We start from the raw sequence: 16,875 nt of genomic DNA, 5'->3' as shown, positions 1-16,875 counted from the left end.
GCCCGACTGGCCCTGAGCCCGACGGTGTGGTTCAGAGGCTGCCGAACGAGCCGAACGTCCCCCGGTGGAAGAGCAGCGGACCCGCCGCGGTCACGTCCTCGTCCTCCGCAGCGCCGAGCGCCTCCACGCGGCCGACGACGATGAGGTGGTCGCCGCCCGTGTGCACGGTGTGAATGGTGCAGTCGATCCACGCGGGTACGCCCGTGAGCAGCGGCGATCCGGTCACCGGCGACGGCTCGTACGGCACCCCGGCGAACTTGTCCGCGCCGCTCACCGCGAAGCCGCGGCACAGGTCGCCCTGCCCGGCGCCCAGGATGTTGACGCAGAAGACGCCGGCGCGGGCGATGCGCGGCCAGGTCGTGGACGTACGGGCCACCATGAAGGCGACCAGCGGCGGGTCGAGGGAGAGCGACGAAAAGGACTGGCAGGCGAAACCGGCCGGGCCGGAGGGGGCTCTGGGGTCCGGCCTGCCTGTCCCGTTTTCCGGCTCGGCGGGCGCGGTGACGATGGTGACGCCGCTCGCGAAATTGCCGAGGACGCGCCGGAATTCGGCCGCCTCGACGGGGGAGCGTTCGTCCTCGCCGACCGCGCGCAGGTCGGGGCGGGGGAGCGGATCGACCGGCTGACCGGCTGTGGTGGGCGCACCCACCGACCGCAGATAGCGCACGGCGGTGGCTGCCATCCCTGCGTGTCCCATCATGACTTCATTGAATCTGACGAGGTTTTGGATGGGAAGTGATGGACAGAACGTGACACTTGGCTAGCCTCCTCGGTATTCGGGGGTGCGTCGCTCGACGAAGCTCGCGACGCCCTCCCGCGCGTCCGATGTCGTCATGTTGATCTCCTGCGCGGCGGCCTCGGCCGCGAAGGCAGTCGTACGGTCGGTGTCGAGCGAGGCGTTGACCAGCTGTTTGGTGAGGGCGAGCGCGCGGGTGGGGCCCGTGGCCAGCCGCTCGGCCCACTCCCGCGCGACCTTCGCCAGCTCCGCGTCGGCCACGACCCGGTTGACCAGGCCCAGCCGCTCCGCCTCGGCGGCGGGCAGCGCGTCGCCGAAGAACATCAGCTCCTTCGCGCGCTGCGGACCCACCAGCCGCGGCAGGAGGTACGCGCCGCCCCCGTCCGGTACGAGTCCGCGCCGCACGAACACCTCGATGAACCGGGCCGATTCCGCCGCCAGCACGAGATCGCAGGCGAGCGCGAGGTGCGCGCCGAGCCCCGCCGCGGTGCCGTTGACGGCGGCGACGACGGGCTTCTCGCAGTCCAGGACGGCGCTGACCAGCCGCTGGGCGCCGCGCCGGATCGTACGGGCCACATCGCCCGCCACGCGCTCGGCGCCGCCGGTGGCGGGGGCGCCGCGGAGGTCCGCGCCGGCGCAGAAGCCCTTGCCCGTCGCGGTGATCACGACGGCTCGTACGGCCGGGTCGGCGGAGGCTTCGTCGAGCAGCGAAATGATGCGTTCTCGCTGGTCCCAGGTGACGGCGTTCATCGCTGCGGGGCGGTTGAGGGTGATCCACGAGACCCCGTTGTCAGTGGTGTGCCGTATCAATGACTCAACGGATTCTTCGGGGGAGGAAGTCATGGGGGAGCGGCTCCGGATCTTCGGGTCAGTGGCAGACGGCGAGCGCGTCCAGCGCCACGGCGCCTTGGCCGCGTTCCAGCACCAGCAGCGGGTTGATGTCGAGTTCGGCGAGCGTGTCGCCCAGTTCGAGGGCCATGCGCTGGACGCGCAGGACGACTTCGACGAGGGCGTCCACATCGGCCGGCGGTGCGCCGCGGACGCCGTCGAGCAGGGTGCGGCCGCGCAGTTCGCCGAGCATCGCGCGGGCCTGGTCCTCGCCGAACGGCGGTACGCGCACCGCCGCGTCCCGCAGGACCTCCACCAGGACGCCGCCGAGGCCGACGGTGACGGTGGGGCCGAAGAGGCTGTCGGGGGTGACGCCGACGACCATTTCGACGCCGCGCGCGATCATCTGGCAGACGAGTACGCCGTCGAGCGGCACGCCTTCGTAGCGGGCGATGTCGGTGAGTTCGCGGTAGGCGTCCCGGACCTGGCTGGCGGAGGTCAGGCCGACCTTGACCAGGCCGAGTTCGCTCTTGTGGGCGAGTTGCGGTCCGGACGCCTTCATGACGACGGGATAGCCGACCAGGCCCGCCGCCCGCACGGCCGCCGCCGCGCTGGTCACCAGCTGCTCGCGTGGCACGCGAATGCCGTACGCGCGCAGCAGCTGCTTCGCGGCATGCTCGCTGAGCTGCTCGCCCGGACGCATCAGTGCCTGCGCCTTGCGCGCGGAAGGGGAGAGGGTGCGCGGGGCGTCCTCGAAGGGGGAGCGGTAGCTCGCGGTGAAGCGGTGGTGGCCGAGGTAGGCGCGGACGGCGGTGATGCAGTTGGCGAAGGTGCGGAAGGTGGCGACGCGGGAGGAGCCGAGCAGGGTGGTGCGGTAGGCGTCCTCGGTGCCGACGGGGGACCCCCACACGACGCACACCAGCTTGTCGGTCTGTTCGGCCGCGTCGACCAGGTCCTGGGCGAGTTTGTCGCTCATGGGCGGGAAGGGGCCGGTGATCGGGCAGATGAGGACGCCGACGGAGGGGTCGGCGAGGATCGCGTCGATGATCTTGCGGCCGCGCCAGTCGCCCACGGGGTGGCCGCCGTTGTCGACCGGGTTCGCGACGCTGAGGTAGTCGGGTATCCACTGGTGGAGCTCGGCCTGCTTCGTCGCGCCGAGCGTGGGGAGTTCGAGCCCGGCGGCGGTCGCCAGGTCCGAGAAGTGCGCGCCCGTTCCGCCCGAGATCGAATAGACCACGACGCCGTCGGCGCGCGGCGGGCGGGCGCGGGCGAGCAGGGCCGCGGTGTCCTGGAGCTCGTCGAGCCCGTCGACCCGGATCACGCCGAACTGCCGCATGGCGGCGTCCACCACCTCGTCCGCGCCGGTGAGCTTGCCGGTGTGGGAGGCGGCCATCCGGGCGCCGGTCTCGGTGCGGCCGACCTTGACGGTGACCACCGGCACCTTGTTGCGGGCGGCCCGGTCGGCGGCGAGGAGGAAGCCGCGACCGTCCTTGAGCCCTTCCACATACGCGGCGATGGCGCCGACCTCGGGGCAGGTGGCGAAGTAGGAGATGAAGTCCGCTGTCTCCAGGTCCGCTTCGTTGCCGGTCGGGGCCCAGTGGGAGAGCCGGATGCCGAGTTCCTGGAGGGTGAAGACGGGGCGGCCCTGGTGGCCTGACTGGGTGATGAGGGCGATGGCGGGGCCGTCGAGATCGTCGCGGAACTTCTCGAAGGCGTTGAGGTTGGTGTTCGGGCCGAGGAGGCGGATCCCGGAGCGTTCGACGGCGGCCGCCAGCCGCTGCTGTGCGGCCGCGCCCGCCTCACCGGTCTCGGCGAAGCCGGAGGCGAAGGCGACGGCGAAGCGGACCTTGGCGTCCGCCAGTTCCTCGATGACGGGGGTCGGGTCGCCGACGAGGAGAACGGCCAGGTCGACCTTTTCGGGAAGGTCGGCGACGCTCGGACAGCAGGGGAGGCCGAAGACGCTGGTGCGGGTGGGGTGCACGGGGTGGAGGCGGGCTCCGACGCGCTCGGCCCAGGCGATGAGCTGACGGGTGATGCCGGTGTTGGGGCGCCCCTCGGCGTCGGACGCGCCGACGACGGCCACGGAGGAGGGCCGGAAGAAGCGGTCGAGGTCGGGTACGTCCGAGCGCAGGGCCCGGCCGCTGACATCCACGTCCTCGGCCGGTGCGGCCCTGCCGTGGACGGCGGGCGTCGCCGCCTGCTCGCCGCAGGCCAGCACGCGGGCCGTACGGGAGGTGGTGGTGAGGGTGCCGTGAGTCGATCCAAGCATCGTTCTCGCCCACTCCTGCTCGATGGCCAACTTAGCTGACGCCTAGTCAGGTTACTGAACTGACGCTGCGTCAGGAATGGGGCTGCACGGGAAAGAGATCCGAGCCGAGCCCCTTGCGTAACCCCTTACCCATCCGTTGAACTGACGTACCGTCAGAAAATTGAAGGGTGCGGAGGCCGGCAGGACGTGCGGGGAACCGCCGGATGGGCGGGGAGCCGCGGGAAGGGCGGAGGGGGAGCGGCAGGGCGGGGCGTACGGGGGCGGCAGGAAGCAGAAGAGTGGCAGGGAGCAGAAGGGCGGGCGATGCAGACGATCTGGCTCAGCGGGGCCGAATGGCTCGCGGTGCTGCGTATCGGGCTCGGGCTGTGGTGGCTGGAGAGCTGGCGGCACAAGGACAAGAAGGGCTGGTTCGAGCGTGGTACGGGCATCGCGTGGGCCGCCGACGTAGCGGGCAAGCACCGCTGGGGCTTGGTGACGGCCGGGTTCGAGAAGGTCGTGAGCCCGCGGCCCAAGGCCATGGCGTACATCGTCGTCTACGCCGAACTCGCCCTGGGGCTGGGCCTCGTGGTCGGGCTCCTCACCCCCATAGCGCTCATAGGCGGCCTCCTGCTCAACCTGCTCTACCTCGTCCTCATGGTCCACGACTGGGCTGAGCAGGGCCAGAACGCGATGATGGCGCTCATATCGCTCGTCGCCCTCCTCGCCATGAGCTGGCAGACCTGGTCCCTCGACGACGTGATGGGGTTGTTCCTGTGAGCGCGGCGCGCTTCGACCTGCCCGAGACCGACGCCTTCACCCGCCCCTACTGGGACGCGGCGGCCGACGGACGGCTCCTGATCCGGCGCTGTGCGGCCTGTTCGCTGGTCCACCACTACCCGCGCGAGTTCTGCCCCGGCTGCTGGAGTGAGGACGTCCGCTGGGAGGAGGCGAGCGGCCGGGCCGTCCTCTACACCTGGTCGGTGGTCCACCTGAACGACCTGCCGCCCTTCGGCGACCGCGTTCCGTACACCGCCGCCGTCGTGGACCTGGCCGAAGGGCCCCGGATGATGACCGAGATCGTCGACTGCCCGGAGGGAGAACTGCGCATAGGGATGCCGCTGCGTGTCCACTTCCGTACGGACCCGGGCGAACCCCCGGTGGCAGTGCCCGTCTTCCGCCCCTGTTGAATGCGGTACAGATGGGCTTGTCCGGGGGCGTCGAGGACCGAGCAACGGGCGTCGGGGCGCGACGGAGGTGGGGAGTGCGCGAAGGATGGCGAACACGACGGCAGCGGAACCGCTGCGCCCGGCCGACCTGCGGGGCTACGGCCTGCGGCTGCGTACCTGGGAGTACGCGGACGCGCCCATAGCGCTGCGGGGCTTCAGCGACCCCGAGTTCCTGCGCTGGAACACGCCGCTCGTACCGGTTCGGGACGAAGCCGGGGCCCGCGATTTCATACGCAGCCGCTTCGAGGGCTGGGAGCGCGGCGACGCCGCGACCTTTGCCATCACCGAGAACGATGAGGTCGTGGGGCAGGTGGCCCTCAACCTCATCGACCGCACCTTCTCGAACGCCCGCGTCGGGTACTGGGTGCTCGCCGAGGCCCGCGGCCGGGGCGTCGCCGCCCGCGCGCTGGAACTGTGTACTCGCTGGGCCTTCAGCGACGTCGGCCTCAACCGGCTTGAACTGGGGCACGCGCTGGGGAACGTCCCGTCCTGCCGGGTCGCCGCCCGCTGCGGGTACGCGTTCGAGGGCACCTTGCGAGGAGCCATGTTCGAGGCGGGGTCCAAGGACGCCTTCCGGGACGTCCACCTCCACGCGCGGCTCGCGAGCGACCCGCCGCCGTCCGGTTTCTCGGAGCCGGGCGACGGCGAGGCGGCGAATGCCGCCTGTCAGGGCGGTGAGGGCGGTGAGGGCAGTGAGGGCGGTGAGGCTGGAACGGCCGCGAGTCTGACGGCTTCGGCAGGCACGTAGGACCGGCCTGCTCGGCCTGCTCGGCCTCTCGGACTTGAGGCGGGCCCGGATGGCCGGGTGGGGGCGAGTTCTGGAGGGGGTCGGACGGCGCGGGGTGCGTCTGGCCTTCGGTCGTTGCCGTCGGGGCCAGTCGGCAGGGCCAGTCGTCAGGGCCAGAGGAGTTCGGTGGTCCAGCCGTCGGTCGTACGGCGGTAGACGAGGCGTACGTGTCGGCGTTGCGCGTCGCCCTGGAAGAACTCGACGTCGGTGGGGGACAGCACGTAGCGCGTCCAACTGTCCACTTGGGCATTCGGTTCCCCCTGCGCGCGCTCCCATGCGGCGGCGGCAGCCTCTTCCAGTTCGCGGTAGGACCCGAGGACGTCGCTCTGCCTGCCGACGAGAGCGGCCGCCAGGGCGCCCGTGGAGCGTTGGTGCAGGTCTGCCGCGCTCTCCTCGGGGCCGGCGGCGGTCACCGTGCCCCGGACGCGCACCTGCCGCCCCAGGGCGGCCCAGTAGAACCCCAGCGCCGCTTCGGGGCGCGCGGCCAGGTCGCGGCCCTTGCGGCTCGTACGGTGGGAGCCGAAGTGCCACCCGCGTTCGTCGGCGTCGTGCAGCATCACGATGCGTGCGGACGGGGAGCCCGTCGCGTCCGCGGTCGCGAGGGTCATCGTGTGCGGCTCGGGCTCCCCCGCTTCGGCGGCCTCGCGCAGCCAGCGCTGGAAGAGGGGGAGGGGGGCGGTGGGGGCCGCCGCGGGGTCGAAGGGCGGCAGTTCGCCCTGCCATACGCGCAGCGACCGCAGGAGGGCACGGAACTCCGCCTGCGAATTCGCCGGTGGCCCCTCCTGCGATTCCGTCCGTGAGTCCCGCTGCCTCTGGTTCGGCTCGGTGGTCATGCGCACCATCTAAGCAATGTTGAGCCAGGGGGGTTTGAATCGGCGGCGGTGACTGAGGGGGAGAGGCTGAGGAGGAGGGACTGAAGGGGAGGGCTGCCGAGTGCGGGTTCAGCCTCGTCCCAGTACCACCGTGCCCGACGAGCAGAACCAGCCGCCCGTTCCGGAGGCCACCGCGATCTCCGGGAGGCGGCCGCCGGCCTTGTGGACCTGACGGCCCTCGTCCGCCTCGCCGCGTAGCTGTCGTACCGCCTCGACCAGCAGGAACAGTCCGCGCATGCCGGGGTGGCAGGCGGAGAGCCCGCCGCCGTCGGTGTTGACGGGCAGTTCGCCGCCGATGGTGAGCCGCTCCTTCTCCGCGAAGGCTCCGCCCTCGCCCTTGCCGCAGAAACCGAGGTCTTCCAGCGTTACGAGCGTCATATAGGTGAACGCGTCGTACAGCTCGGCCACGTCGACGTCGCCCGGACGGACGCCCGCCCGTTCGAAGGCGGCGCGGCCCGATGCGGCGGCCGGGGAGATGGTGAAGTCGTCCCACTGCGACATGGAGGTGTGCGAGACGGCGGTGCCCGAACCCAGCACCCATATGGGGGCCTTCGCGGTGTCCGGGACGTACTCCTCGGCGGCGAGCAGCACGGCGCAGCCGCCGTCGGAGCGTATGCAGCAGTGCAGTTTGGTGAAGGGATCGGCGATCATGGGGCCGCCGAGCACGTCGTCGACGGTGATGGGGGAGCGGTACATCGCGTCGGGGTTGTGCGCGGCGTTGGCGCGCGCCTGGACGGCGATGTCGGCCAGTTGCTCCAGCGTCGTGCCGTATTCGTGCATGTGGCGGCGGGCGGCCATGGCGTACTTGGCGATGAGCGTGTGCCCGTACGGGACCTCGAACTGGAGCGGGCCGCGTGCGCCGAAGGAGAGGTTCGAGGTCCGCCGCCTGGCCTTGATGTCGGCGCGGGCGGTGGAGCCGTAGACGAGGAGGACGGCGTTGGCGTGGCCGGCCGCGATGGCGTCGGCGGCGTGCGCGGCCATGACTTCCCAGGTGGAGCCGCCGACCGAGGTGGAGTCCGTCCAGGTGGGCCGCAGCCCCAGGTATTCGGCGACCTCCACGGGGGCGAGCGTGCCCAGCCCCGCCGAGGCCAGGCCGTCGATGACCGACCGGTCGAGCCCGGAGTCCGCGAGGGCGCGGCGGGCGGCCTGGGCGTGCAGGGCGTAGGGGGTGGCTTCGTCGACGCGGCCGCAGTCGGCGAGCGCGACGCCGACGACGGCCACCTTGCGGCGGCCTGTTGTGACTGCTGAGGCCCCTGGAGTGCCTGATGTCATAAATCTGACGGTACATCAGATACGGTCCTCCGCGGCACCCCGCGGCACCCCGCGCGACGCTCCGAATCACCTCCCGGCTCTAGGAAAGTGCGCTGCGCCTCCCTACCATGACGACCCGTCAGAAACGGGAGGAGTCCGCCGATGGACGCCGCGTTCACCGAGGAGCAGGACGAGATCCGCCGCACGCTGCGCGAACTGCTGGCCAAGCGGTGCGGGCCGGACGAGGTCAAGGCCGCGGTCCGTACGGAGACCGGATACGACGAGACGCTGTGGCGGCAGCTCGCCGAACAGCTGGGACTGCCGGGGCTGGCGATCACCCAGGAGTACGGCGGCGTCGGCTGCGGCCCGACCGAGCTGGCGCTGGCCTGCGAGGAGACCGGGCGAGCGCTGCTGCCCTCGCCCCTGCTGGCCACCGCCGCCCTCGCCGCGCCGCTCCTCGCCGAACTCGGCACGGACGCCCAGCGCGCCGAACTGCTGCCGCGCCTCGCCGGCGGCGAGCTGACCGCCACGCTCGCCGTGCCGGGCGGCACGCTGTCCGCGGCGCTCGGGCTCACCGGCCCGAACGACGGCGACTGGGCCGGCGGCGGCCGGGCGGGCGGCGTGCAGGCCCGCCCGCACGAGGACGGCTGGCGGCTGTACGGGCAGGCCGAGCAGGTGCTCGACGGGCACAGCGCGGGGCTGCTGATCGTGGCCGCGCACGCCGGCGGATACGCGCGCAGCCGCACGCTCCTCTTCGCCGTACGGGCCGAAGGCGCGGTCGCGGGGGCGCGGGTCGTGCGGGCCGGGGGCGCGGTCGCGGGGGCGCGGGTCGTGCGGGCCGGGGGTGCGGTTGCGGGAGCGCGAGCCGTACGGTCCGGGGGCGCGGGCGGATCCGTGGAAGGGGGCCTGCCGGGGCTCGTCCGTACGCGCCTCACCACGCTGGACGAGACGCGGCCCCAGGCCCGTATCGAACTCCGTGACACCCCCGCCGAGCTGCTCGGATCCAGCGACGAGGCCGACGTGCCGGGGGCGCTGGCGCGGCTGGGCGGCGGCGTCGGCGCGGTGCTCGCCGCGGAGGCCGTCGGGGCGGCCGACCGGGCGCTCGCGCGGACGCTCGAATACGTACAGGCGCGGGAGCAGTTCGGCCGCCCGATCGGCTCCTTCCAGGCGGTCAAACACCGTCTGGCGGACCTGTATGTGGAGGTGCAGGCGGCCCGTTCGGCGGCGTACTACGCGGCGTGGGCCGCGGGCCGGGCGGACGCCGGGCCCGGCACGGGCGGGCTCGCGCTCGCGCAGGCGCTCCAGGCGCTGCGCACGGCCGCGGGAGAGGCCGTGCAACTGCACGGCGGCATCGGCTTCACCTGGGAGCACGACGCGCACCTCTATTTCAAACGCGCCGCCAGTGACGAGCTGCTCTTCGGGCCCGTGCACCGGCTGCGGGCGCGCGCCGCGGACCTGGCCGGGCTGTTCACGCCGGACGCCGAGGCCGCACCGACGACCCTGGCGGCCCCGGCGTCGACAGGCCCCGCGTCGACAGGTCCCGCGTCGGCAGCTCCGGCGTCGGCTGATTCCGCCTCGGCCGGTTCCGCGTCGGCCGGTTCCGCAGCCGCTGTGGCCTTCTGATGGCGCAACCAGGGGTGCGGCTCGTGCAGAAGGTGTCCGCCACCAGGACCTTCGCGAAGTTCGCCCCGTTCGTGATCCCGGCCGTGGACCGCGTCGTGCACCGGCTGACGCGCGGCAAAGTGCTGCTCAGCGCGCAGATGCTGCCCGGCGTCATCCTGACGGCCACGGGCGCCCGGAGCGGACAGCCGCGGAGTACGCCGCTGGCCTGCATGCCGCGGGACGACGGTACGTGGCTGCTCGTCGGCTCCAACTTCGGCCGGCCCGGTCACCCCGCCTGGACCGCGAATCTGCTGGCGCATCCGGACGCGCGGGTCAGCTGGAAGGGGCAGGACATCGCCGTACGGGCCCGGCTGCTCGACGGGGCGGAGCGGGCGGCGGCGTGGGCGGCGGTGCTGGAGTTCTGGCCGCCGTACGCGAAGTACCAGGAGCGCGTGGAGCGCGAGATCAGGCTGTTCCGGCTGGAGCGGCGCCTGCCGGACCGGACGGCCCCATGACCGCGCGCGGGTAGGCGGTGGTCCCGGATGCCGCAACGGCGGATCTCTCGGCCACCCCGAGAGATCCGCCGCTGCGGTGACAGGACGTTGGCGGAGCGGCCGCGCGGCATCGCGCGGTGCTCCGAAGTCTGCGCGCGGGCGCTGGCGCGCGGGCGCTTACTTCGTCGGCTTCTTGCCGGTGATGCCCAGGTGCACGAGCAGCGCCAGGCTGGGCTTGAGCTCGGCCTGCTTGACGCCCCAGCTCTGGAAGCCCTTCTGGTGCGAGGCGACCGCGGCGAGCATCGCGACGAGGGAGCCCGCCATGGCCGCGGGGCTGACGTCCTTGTCCACCTTGCCCTTGGACTGGAGTTCCTTGACCGAGTCCGTGAGGGAGTTGGTGACGGCGTTGAGGATCTTCATGCGGATCTTGTAGAACCGCTTGTCGCCCTCGGCCGCCCCCAGGTCGACGACGCGCAGGATCGCGTCGTGCTTGCGCCAGAAGCCGAGGAAGCCGTCCACGAGCTCCTCGGCGGTCTGCCAGCCGGACTTCCCGGCCCACGAGCGGCCGGCGACGAGGTCGGTGAGGCTCGCGCCCTCCGTCGCCATCTCCTCGGCGATCTCGAGGACGGCGCCCTCCACGTCGGGGAAGTACTGGTAGAAGGTGGCGGGCGAGGTGCCCGCCTTACGGGCGACGTCGATGACCTTGACGTCGCGGTACGGCTCGGTGCTGAGCATTTCGCTGAGGCAGTCGAGCAGCTTCTGCCGCGTCGCCTGGCCGCGTCGCCCGGCCACTCGGCCGTCGACGGTGCGTACTTGTCCTGTCATGCCGTCAGCTTACCGAGGGGTGATCGGATCGCGATTCGGCTGCCTGCAAATGGGGGCCGGGGGGTGCACTGCGGCACACGGGCAGCTCAGGGGCGTTTCAGCAGGTGCGCGGGGGCCGGGGCGGGTTGGTCCGTACCGGTGAATCGTCCTATCAACAGGCTGGGGATAACTTTCGTGGACAACGCTCCGTGACCGACTGAGAAATTGACCAAATGTTCGATTCCAGGGGTGGGCGCGAACTGTGGTCCCCCGATAACGTGTGGCATAGGACACTCTTCGCACGAGAGGACCGGACCCATGGCCGCGTTTGCGGACGGAGCGCCCTGCTGGGCCGATGTGGCTCTCCCCGATCTCGAAGCGGGCAAGCGATTCTACGGTGAGCTGTTCGGCTGGACCTTCGGTGCGAGCCGACCCGAATTCAACCGCTACACACAGGCTTTGCGCGACGACAAGCCGGTGGCCGGGCTCATGCCGAAGCCCGACGGCCGGATGCCCACCGCCTGGGGCATCTTCTTCGCCGCTGACGACGCGGCCGCCGCGGCGGCCGGGATCCGGGACGCTGGCGGCCAGGTCATCGAGGACGCGATGGCCGTCGGCGACTTCGGCACGATGACCCTCGCGGTCGATCCGGGCGGCGCGTTCTTCGGCGTGTGGCAGCCCGGCGCGCACGAGGGGTTCGGGCTGCTGCACGAGCCCGGCTCGTACGGGTGGGTCGAGTGCTGGACCCGCGATGCCAAGGCCGTCGACCCCTTCTACGAAGCGGTCTTCGGCTACGGAAGGGTGGACTACAGCGACGTCGCGGGCACGGACTTCGTCGTCTGGACGCCCGCCGGCGGGCCCGCGGACGGGGAGCACGCCGCCCTCGGCCGGGCCGTCATCGACGACACCTACCCGGCCGAGCTGCCGGCGCACTTCCTCATCTATTTCATGGTCGACGACTGCGACGAGGCGGTGCGGACCACGACGAGGCTCGGCGGGCGCGTCATCCGCGCGCCGGAGGACACGCCGCACGGGCGCTTCGCGATCGTCGTCGACGACCAGGGCGCGAGCTTCGCGGTCATCGACTCGTCGTCGTCTTCGTCCTAGCCCGAGTCCTGGCCCGAGTCCTCCCCCGAGTCCTTGCCTGGGCCCTCGGCTTCGTCTTCGCCGATGGCTACGGCTATGGCTACGGCGTAGCGGCGGGCCTGCGCAGGCTGAGCTTCGGCGAGCGAGCGGGCGAGCGGACGGGCGTGCCCGTCGGGCCGCGGACGGCGCGGTCCGGCGGGCGCTTTCGCGCGGGGCGGCGGGCAGGGGAGAGGCGCCGCCGGACCGTACGAATGCGACGTTCCGCCCGTACGCGCCCAGGCGTTCCGTACGGGGTGAGGCGTTCCGGATGTGGTGGAGACACGGCGAAGCACACCCGGGTTCGCAACCGGGGCTTCGGCCAGGAAGAATCGGGATGCGTACCCCGGGACAATTCGCGGTGAGACGCTGCACGGGGCTGGAACCCTTCGAGCCCCACGGGGAGGTGGCAGGCCAGTGGTGGAGCAGCTGACGCAGCACGACCCGAGGCGGATCGGCCCGTTCGAGGTGCTCGGCCGGCTCGGCGCCGGTGGCATGGGGCTGGTCTATCTCGCCCGCTCGGCCTCGGGCCGGCGGGTCGCGATCAAGACGGTGCGGACCGAGCTGGCCGAGGACCAGCTGTTCCGCGTCCGGTTCACGCGCGAGGTGGAGGCCGCCCGCGCCGTCAGCGGCTTCTACACCGCGGCCGTCGTCGACGCCGACCCGCGCGCCGCCGTGCCGTGGCTCGCCACCGCGTATGTGCCCGCGCCCTCCCTCGAAGAAATAATCAACGAGTGCGGCCCCCTCCCGGCCCAGGCGGTGCGCTGGCTGGCAGCCGGCATCGCGGAGGCCCTGCAGTCCATCCACGGCGCCGGACTGGTACACCGGGACCTCAAGCCGTCCAACGTGCTCGTCGTCGAGGACGGCCCGCGCGTCATCGACTTCGGCATCGCGAGCGGAGTCTCCAACACCCGGCTGACCATGACGAACGTCGCCGTCGGGACCCCGGCCTACATGTCGCCCGAGCAGGCGCGCGACTCGCGCAGCGTGACGGGCGCCAGCGACATCTTCTCGCTCGGCTCGACCCTGGTCTTCGCGGCCACCGGACACGCGCCGTTCCACGGCGCGAACCCGGTCGAGACCGTCTTCATGCTGCTGCGCGAGGGCCCCGACCTGGGCGGACTGCCGGACGAACTCCGGCCGCTCCTCGAATCCTGTATGCAGATGTCCGCCGACCAGCGGCCGAGCCCCGCCGACCTCCAGTCGCAGCTCGCACCGCACCTCTTCGCCTCCGAAGCCGACGACAGCGGCACGGCGTCGGCCTGGCTGCCGGACAGCGCGGTCACGATGATCGAGGAGCGGCGGGGCGGCCGGTCCGGCGCGGGCTCCGGGGGCCGGGGCGCGCGCGGGGGCGGCAACAGGCCGGCCACGCCGCCGCGAGCCACGCCGCCGCGCCCGGCACAGCCCCCCGCGGCCTCCGCGGTCTCGTTCGCGCGGCCTTCCTCCGCGCCGCCGCCCGCCTCCATGCCGCAGCCCGCCTCCGGGCCGATGCCGCCGTACGAGCCGCCGGCCGCGTACCAGTCCTCGGCGACCGGCGGGCCGCCGCCCGAGCCGGGTCAGGGGTTCCTCTCCGGCCATGGATCGGGCCCGACCCCTTCCCACGCGCCGCCCCCGCCCCACGCACCGGCGCCGTCCCACACCCCGGCGTCCTCCCACGCGCCACCCCCTTCCCACGCACCCGGTCCGGCCCACGCCTCCGGGCGCGGCGCGGACCCCCACAGCGGACACCGGGCGGGCGGCGGGCCCGTCAGCGTCGGCGACTGGGACAGCGCTTATCAGGGCGGTGACGAACTCGGAGGCCCCGACCGGCACCGGCCCGCGCCCGCACCCGTGCACGGCGGTCGGCCGCCCGGTTCGGATGACCCGCGCGGCCGGCACGCCGCCGCCCAGGCGGCCCCCGCGCCCGTACCGGACGCGGCGGACGGGCCCGTACGGCTGTCCGGGTCCCAGGTGCCGATCGGGCCCGGCCCGCGCGCCGACGCGCGCGAGTCGCACGCATCGATGGACGCGGGCTCCGCGACGGGCTGGGTGCGCCCGCCGAGCGGCGTGTCGCTCGCCGTGCCCTCGCCGACCCCGGCGGGTGACGCCCCCGCCTCGCCTACGGGATCGCCTACGGGTTCGCCCGCGGGATCTCCCACGGGGCCGCCCGCGGCCGAGGGCGGCGACCATGAGCCGGGCGCGCGGGGGCGCTGGCGGCCGTGGCGGTTCCGGATGTCGAACGACGTCTGGGGGACCCCGGCCGTCTCCGGGGACCTCCTCTACGTCACGTCCTTCGAGGTGCACGCGCTCGAAGTGGCGAGCGGGCGGCGGCAGTTCAAGACGCGGGACGTGGCCTGGGCCATGGCCGTCGCGGGCGGCCGCATCCACGCCTCGGACGGCCCGACGCTCTACGCGCTCGACGCAGCCGACGGCTCGGAGCGCTGGCGGCTGGCGACGGACGGCTGGATCTACTCCCTCGCGGTCGACCGCGGCACCGTCGTCACAGGCACGCGCGGCGGCGGCGTCCAGGCGTGGGAGGCGGCCAACGGCGAACTGCTCTGGGAGATCAGCGGCGCCCAGACCGACTTCGAGACGCCCGAGTACGGGCCCGTCGCGCACGACGGCGTCGTGTACGTCTGGGCGGACGCCCGGCTGCGCGCCCTGGAGGCCCGTACGGGCGCGGAGCGCTGGTCGTACCCGATCGGCGACGCGGGGTCCTGCGGCGGAGTGCCGATGCGGCTGCTCCCGGCGCCCGACGGGGCCGTGTACGTGGCCGCGGGCACCCGCGTCCTCGCGATCGATGTGGCGCGGGGCGACGTGCGCTGGCGGTTCGAGGCGCCGGCGGTCTTCCTGAGCGCCCCCGCCTTCGCGCCCGGTCCGGCGGTCACGGGCGGCGGCGTCTACATCGCCGACTACCTCGGCACCGTGTACGCCATCGACGCGGCCACCGGCCGCGACCGCTGGCGCATCGCGACCGAGGCGCGGCAGTCGATCGAGCCGGTGCTGGTGGCGGGCGGCTCGGTGCACCTGGGGAGCGGCAGCGCGCTCTACACGCTCGACGCGGTGACGGGCACGCCGAAGTGGCGGTTCGCGGCCGGCGGCGAGGTGGTGGGCTCACCGGTCGTCGCGGACGGCCGGGTGCACTTCGGCTCCGCCGACCACTGCCTGTACACGGTGGACGCCGGGGGCGGGCAGCTGCGCTGGAAACTGGCGACGGGCGGCGAGATCACGGGGTCGCCGGTGGTCGCGGGCGGCGTCGTCTACGCCTGTAGCAAGGACCGGTGCGTGTACGCGCTCGACGCGGGCAAGGGGACGGGGCTGGCCCGGAGCGGCGGGCGGTAGTCCTCACGGGCGGGCGGTAGTCCTCGCGGGCTGGCGGTAGTCCTCCGGAAGGGCCGGGCGTTCCGCGCGCGGTCAGCGGCCGTCGCGCGGGGGCGGTGCGGGCCAGGTGTCCTCGGCGGCGGGCGGCCGCTCGAACTCCTGGGTCGCGTCCGTTCCGCGGTCGCGTGACGCGCCGTGCGGTTCGCTGGGCGCCGCTTCCTTGCGCGGCTGCTCGTACGGATCCGCGGGCTCGTACTGTTCCGTGTGGCCGTACGGCTCCGCGTGCTGGGGCGGCTGCTCGTACCGCGGCGGGTGCTGCTCGTAGCGGGTCGGCTGCTCGTCCGGCACCGGCTGTCCGTACGCGTACGGCGTCGGCTCCTGCCGATCCTGCTGCTCCGGCCGCGGCTCCGGTTCGGCGGCCCGGCGGCGTCGGCGGTGCGTGCCGCGGCGGCCGCTCATGAGGGCGGCCGCGAGGAGCAGCAGCACGCCGCCGCCGAGGGCGATCGCGACGCCCATGTTCAGCCCGTTGCCGTCGGTGTTGACCGTGAGGTCGCCCGCCTGCTGACCCTGCCGAACCATCCACAGCACCGTGAACCCCAGCGTCACCACACCCGCGAGCGCGATGAGCAGTCGGGACCGCAGCAGCAGCCCCACCAGGGTCACGACTCCCACGAACACCATCGGCAGGAAGATCGAGCCCATCAGCTCGGCCTGCGTCCCGGTGATGCCGTCGAAGAGGTCCTGGACGCGGTAGTCACGCCCGTGACGGCCGTCGTACCAGGCACGGAAGGGGCTCCATACGGCGGCCGCCGCTCCAATGAGGGCTACGACGGAACCGAGTGCGTTGCGCACCACGGGCATTCGCCTCACTCTCTCGTTTCCGATCGCCCTGATTCCGACGCTACGCCCGGTTCCGACCGCTTGCCATGCGTGGCTCCTCGCCGCCGTCGGCCGCTGCTAACGTGACGCGAGCCCGTCAACCAAGGCAGTGTGCGGTACGGGTATCCACAGGGGGAGGGAGAAACATGGCACGCCGCCATCTGCGGCTCACGGCCGTCGTCGCGCTCGTTCTGGTATCGCTCACCGGCTTCAGCCGGGGTGGGCACGGCAGTCACGGGAGCCACGGGAGCCGCGGCTATCACGGCAGTTCCAGCCGCCACGGCGGTGGCGGCGGGTGCAGCAGCTCCCACGCGCGCCACAGCTCCGGAACGGACTCCGGGTCGGGCTCGGGCGCCGCTTACGGCTCCTCGGGGTCCTCGGGGTCCTCCAGCTCGTACGGCTCGTCCGCCGGAAGCCGCGGCCTCGGCAGTACGCACAGCGCGTCCCCCGGCCGCGCCGCGCGGCCGGAGGCGAAGATCGTCCAGTGCATCTCGGACGACGCGCGGCACGAGGCCGCGACCGTCCGGGTGACGAACCGCCGCACCGCGCGGGCTACTTACAGCGTCACCGTCGACTTCCGTGACCCGCAGGGCGCTTCCGTCTCGCTCGGCAGCGCTCGCATCACGCTCGGCGGCGGTGCCACGGGGACCGTGCGGGTGTCCCCGGCCACCGCGTCGAGCGACCTGGCCTCCTGCCGCCTGCGTTCGGTCGGCTGACGCCCGCCGC

15 protein-coding genes are annotated in these 16,875 nt (G+C 73.0%); 8 read left to right on the top strand and 7 right to left on the bottom strand.

The genetic code is table 11. From position 1 onward, the window contains the following. Window positions 1-31 precede the first annotated feature (31 nt). Genes AB0I49_RS05520 through AB0I49_RS05510 form a run of 3 tightly spaced genes read right to left on the bottom strand, consistent with a single transcriptional unit; the run spans window position 32 to window position 3,833 of the window. Complete coding sequence (locus tag AB0I49_RS05520) at window positions 32-700, bottom strand: flavin reductase family protein (RefSeq protein ID WP_363225532.1); 669 nt, start codon at window positions 698-700, stop codon at window positions 32-34. 60 nt (window positions 701-760) lie between these two features. Further along, the gene (locus AB0I49_RS05515; protein WP_363225531.1) at window positions 761-1,579 is read right to left on the bottom strand and encodes an enoyl-CoA hydratase-related protein; all 819 of its coding nucleotides are present in this window, start codon (window positions 1,577-1,579) and stop codon (window positions 761-763) included. A gap of 25 nt (window positions 1,580-1,604) precedes the next feature. Then, the gene (locus tag AB0I49_RS05510) at window positions 1,605-3,833 is read right to left on the bottom strand and encodes an acetate--CoA ligase family protein (RefSeq protein ID WP_363225530.1); all 2,229 of its coding nucleotides are present in this window, start codon (window positions 3,831-3,833) and stop codon (window positions 1,605-1,607) included. 303 nt (window positions 3,834-4,136) lie between these two features. Between AB0I49_RS05510 and AB0I49_RS05505 the strand changes: the two genes are divergently transcribed. The 3 genes from AB0I49_RS05505 to AB0I49_RS05495 all read left to right on the top strand — a co-directional run bounded on the left by AB0I49_RS05505 (window position 4,137) and on the right by AB0I49_RS05495 (window position 5,786). Then, the gene (locus AB0I49_RS05505; RefSeq protein WP_363225529.1) at window positions 4,137-4,589 is read left to right on the top strand and encodes a DoxX family protein; all 453 of its coding nucleotides are present in this window, start codon (window positions 4,137-4,139) and stop codon (window positions 4,587-4,589) included. Then, the gene (locus AB0I49_RS05500) at window positions 4,586-4,999 is read left to right on the top strand and encodes a Zn-ribbon domain-containing OB-fold protein (RefSeq protein ID WP_363225528.1); all 414 of its coding nucleotides are present in this window, start codon (window positions 4,586-4,588) and stop codon (window positions 4,997-4,999) included. The genes AB0I49_RS05505 and AB0I49_RS05500 overlap by 4 nt, the downstream gene beginning before the upstream one ends. An 85-nt stretch (window positions 5,000-5,084) precedes the next feature. Next, window positions 5,085-5,786, top strand: a complete 702-nt coding sequence (locus AB0I49_RS05495; RefSeq protein ID WP_363225527.1) for a GNAT family protein — start codon at window positions 5,085-5,087, stop codon at window positions 5,784-5,786. Window positions 5,787-5,932: 146 nt separating this feature from the next. On the opposite strand, the gene AB0I49_RS05490 is transcribed toward AB0I49_RS05495, so the two are convergent. Then, complete coding sequence (locus AB0I49_RS05490) at window positions 5,933-6,658, bottom strand: pyridoxal 5'-phosphate synthase (RefSeq protein ID WP_363225748.1); 726 nt, start codon at window positions 6,656-6,658, stop codon at window positions 5,933-5,935. A 108-nt stretch (window positions 6,659-6,766) separates the two neighbouring features. Continuing rightward, window positions 6,767-7,969 (bottom strand): acetyl-CoA acetyltransferase, encoded by a 1,203-nt coding sequence (locus AB0I49_RS05485; protein WP_363225526.1) that lies wholly within the window; start codon window positions 7,967-7,969, stop codon window positions 6,767-6,769. 141 nt (window positions 7,970-8,110) lie between these two features. Here AB0I49_RS05485 and AB0I49_RS05480 point away from each other — a divergent pair, with 141 nt between their 5' ends. Both AB0I49_RS05480 and AB0I49_RS05475 read left to right on the top strand, forming a co-directional pair. Then, entirely contained in the window at window positions 8,111-9,571 is a 1,461-nt protein-coding gene (locus tag AB0I49_RS05480) for an acyl-CoA dehydrogenase family protein (protein ID WP_363225525.1), read from the top strand. Next, window positions 9,571-10,065: a nitroreductase family deazaflavin-dependent oxidoreductase gene (locus tag AB0I49_RS05475; RefSeq protein ID WP_363225524.1), complete on the top strand. Its 495-nt coding sequence runs from the start codon at window positions 9,571-9,573 to the stop codon at window positions 10,063-10,065. The genes AB0I49_RS05480 and AB0I49_RS05475 overlap by 1 nt, the downstream gene beginning before the upstream one ends. Before the next feature lie 156 nt (window positions 10,066-10,221). On the opposite strand, the gene AB0I49_RS05470 is transcribed toward AB0I49_RS05475, so the two are convergent. Further along, complete coding sequence (locus AB0I49_RS05470) at window positions 10,222-10,869, bottom strand: TetR family transcriptional regulator (protein WP_363131951.1); 648 nt, start codon at window positions 10,867-10,869, stop codon at window positions 10,222-10,224. A gap of 297 nt (window positions 10,870-11,166) precedes the next feature. Between AB0I49_RS05470 and AB0I49_RS05465 the strand changes: the two genes are divergently transcribed. Next, window positions 11,167-11,955, top strand: a complete 789-nt coding sequence (locus AB0I49_RS05465) for a VOC family protein (RefSeq protein WP_363225523.1) — start codon at window positions 11,167-11,169, stop codon at window positions 11,953-11,955. A gap of 432 nt (window positions 11,956-12,387) precedes the next feature. Next, a complete protein-coding gene (locus tag AB0I49_RS05460; protein WP_363225522.1) occupies window positions 12,388-15,291 on the top strand; it encodes a PQQ-binding-like beta-propeller repeat protein in 2,904 nt (967 codons plus the stop codon). Window positions 15,292-15,363: 72 nt separating this feature from the next. Here AB0I49_RS05460 and AB0I49_RS05455 read toward each other — a convergent pair whose 3' ends face one another. Next, window positions 15,364-16,125, bottom strand: coding sequence for a hypothetical protein (locus tag AB0I49_RS05455; RefSeq protein WP_363225521.1), 762 nt, complete (start codon window positions 16,123-16,125; stop codon window positions 15,364-15,366). A 170-nt stretch (window positions 16,126-16,295) separates the two neighbouring features. Here AB0I49_RS05455 and AB0I49_RS05450 point away from each other — a divergent pair, with 170 nt between their 5' ends. Continuing rightward, window positions 16,296-16,865, top strand: coding sequence for a hypothetical protein (locus AB0I49_RS05450; RefSeq protein WP_363225520.1), 570 nt, complete (start codon window positions 16,296-16,298; stop codon window positions 16,863-16,865). Window positions 16,866-16,875 lie beyond the last annotated feature (10 nt).

Source organism: Streptomyces sp. NPDC050617, assembly GCF_040654795.1.
In the GTDB taxonomy this organism is placed as follows: domain Bacteria; phylum Actinomycetota; class Actinomycetes; order Streptomycetales; family Streptomycetaceae; genus Streptomyces.
This window is presented reverse-complemented; position numbering and strand designations above follow the sequence as displayed.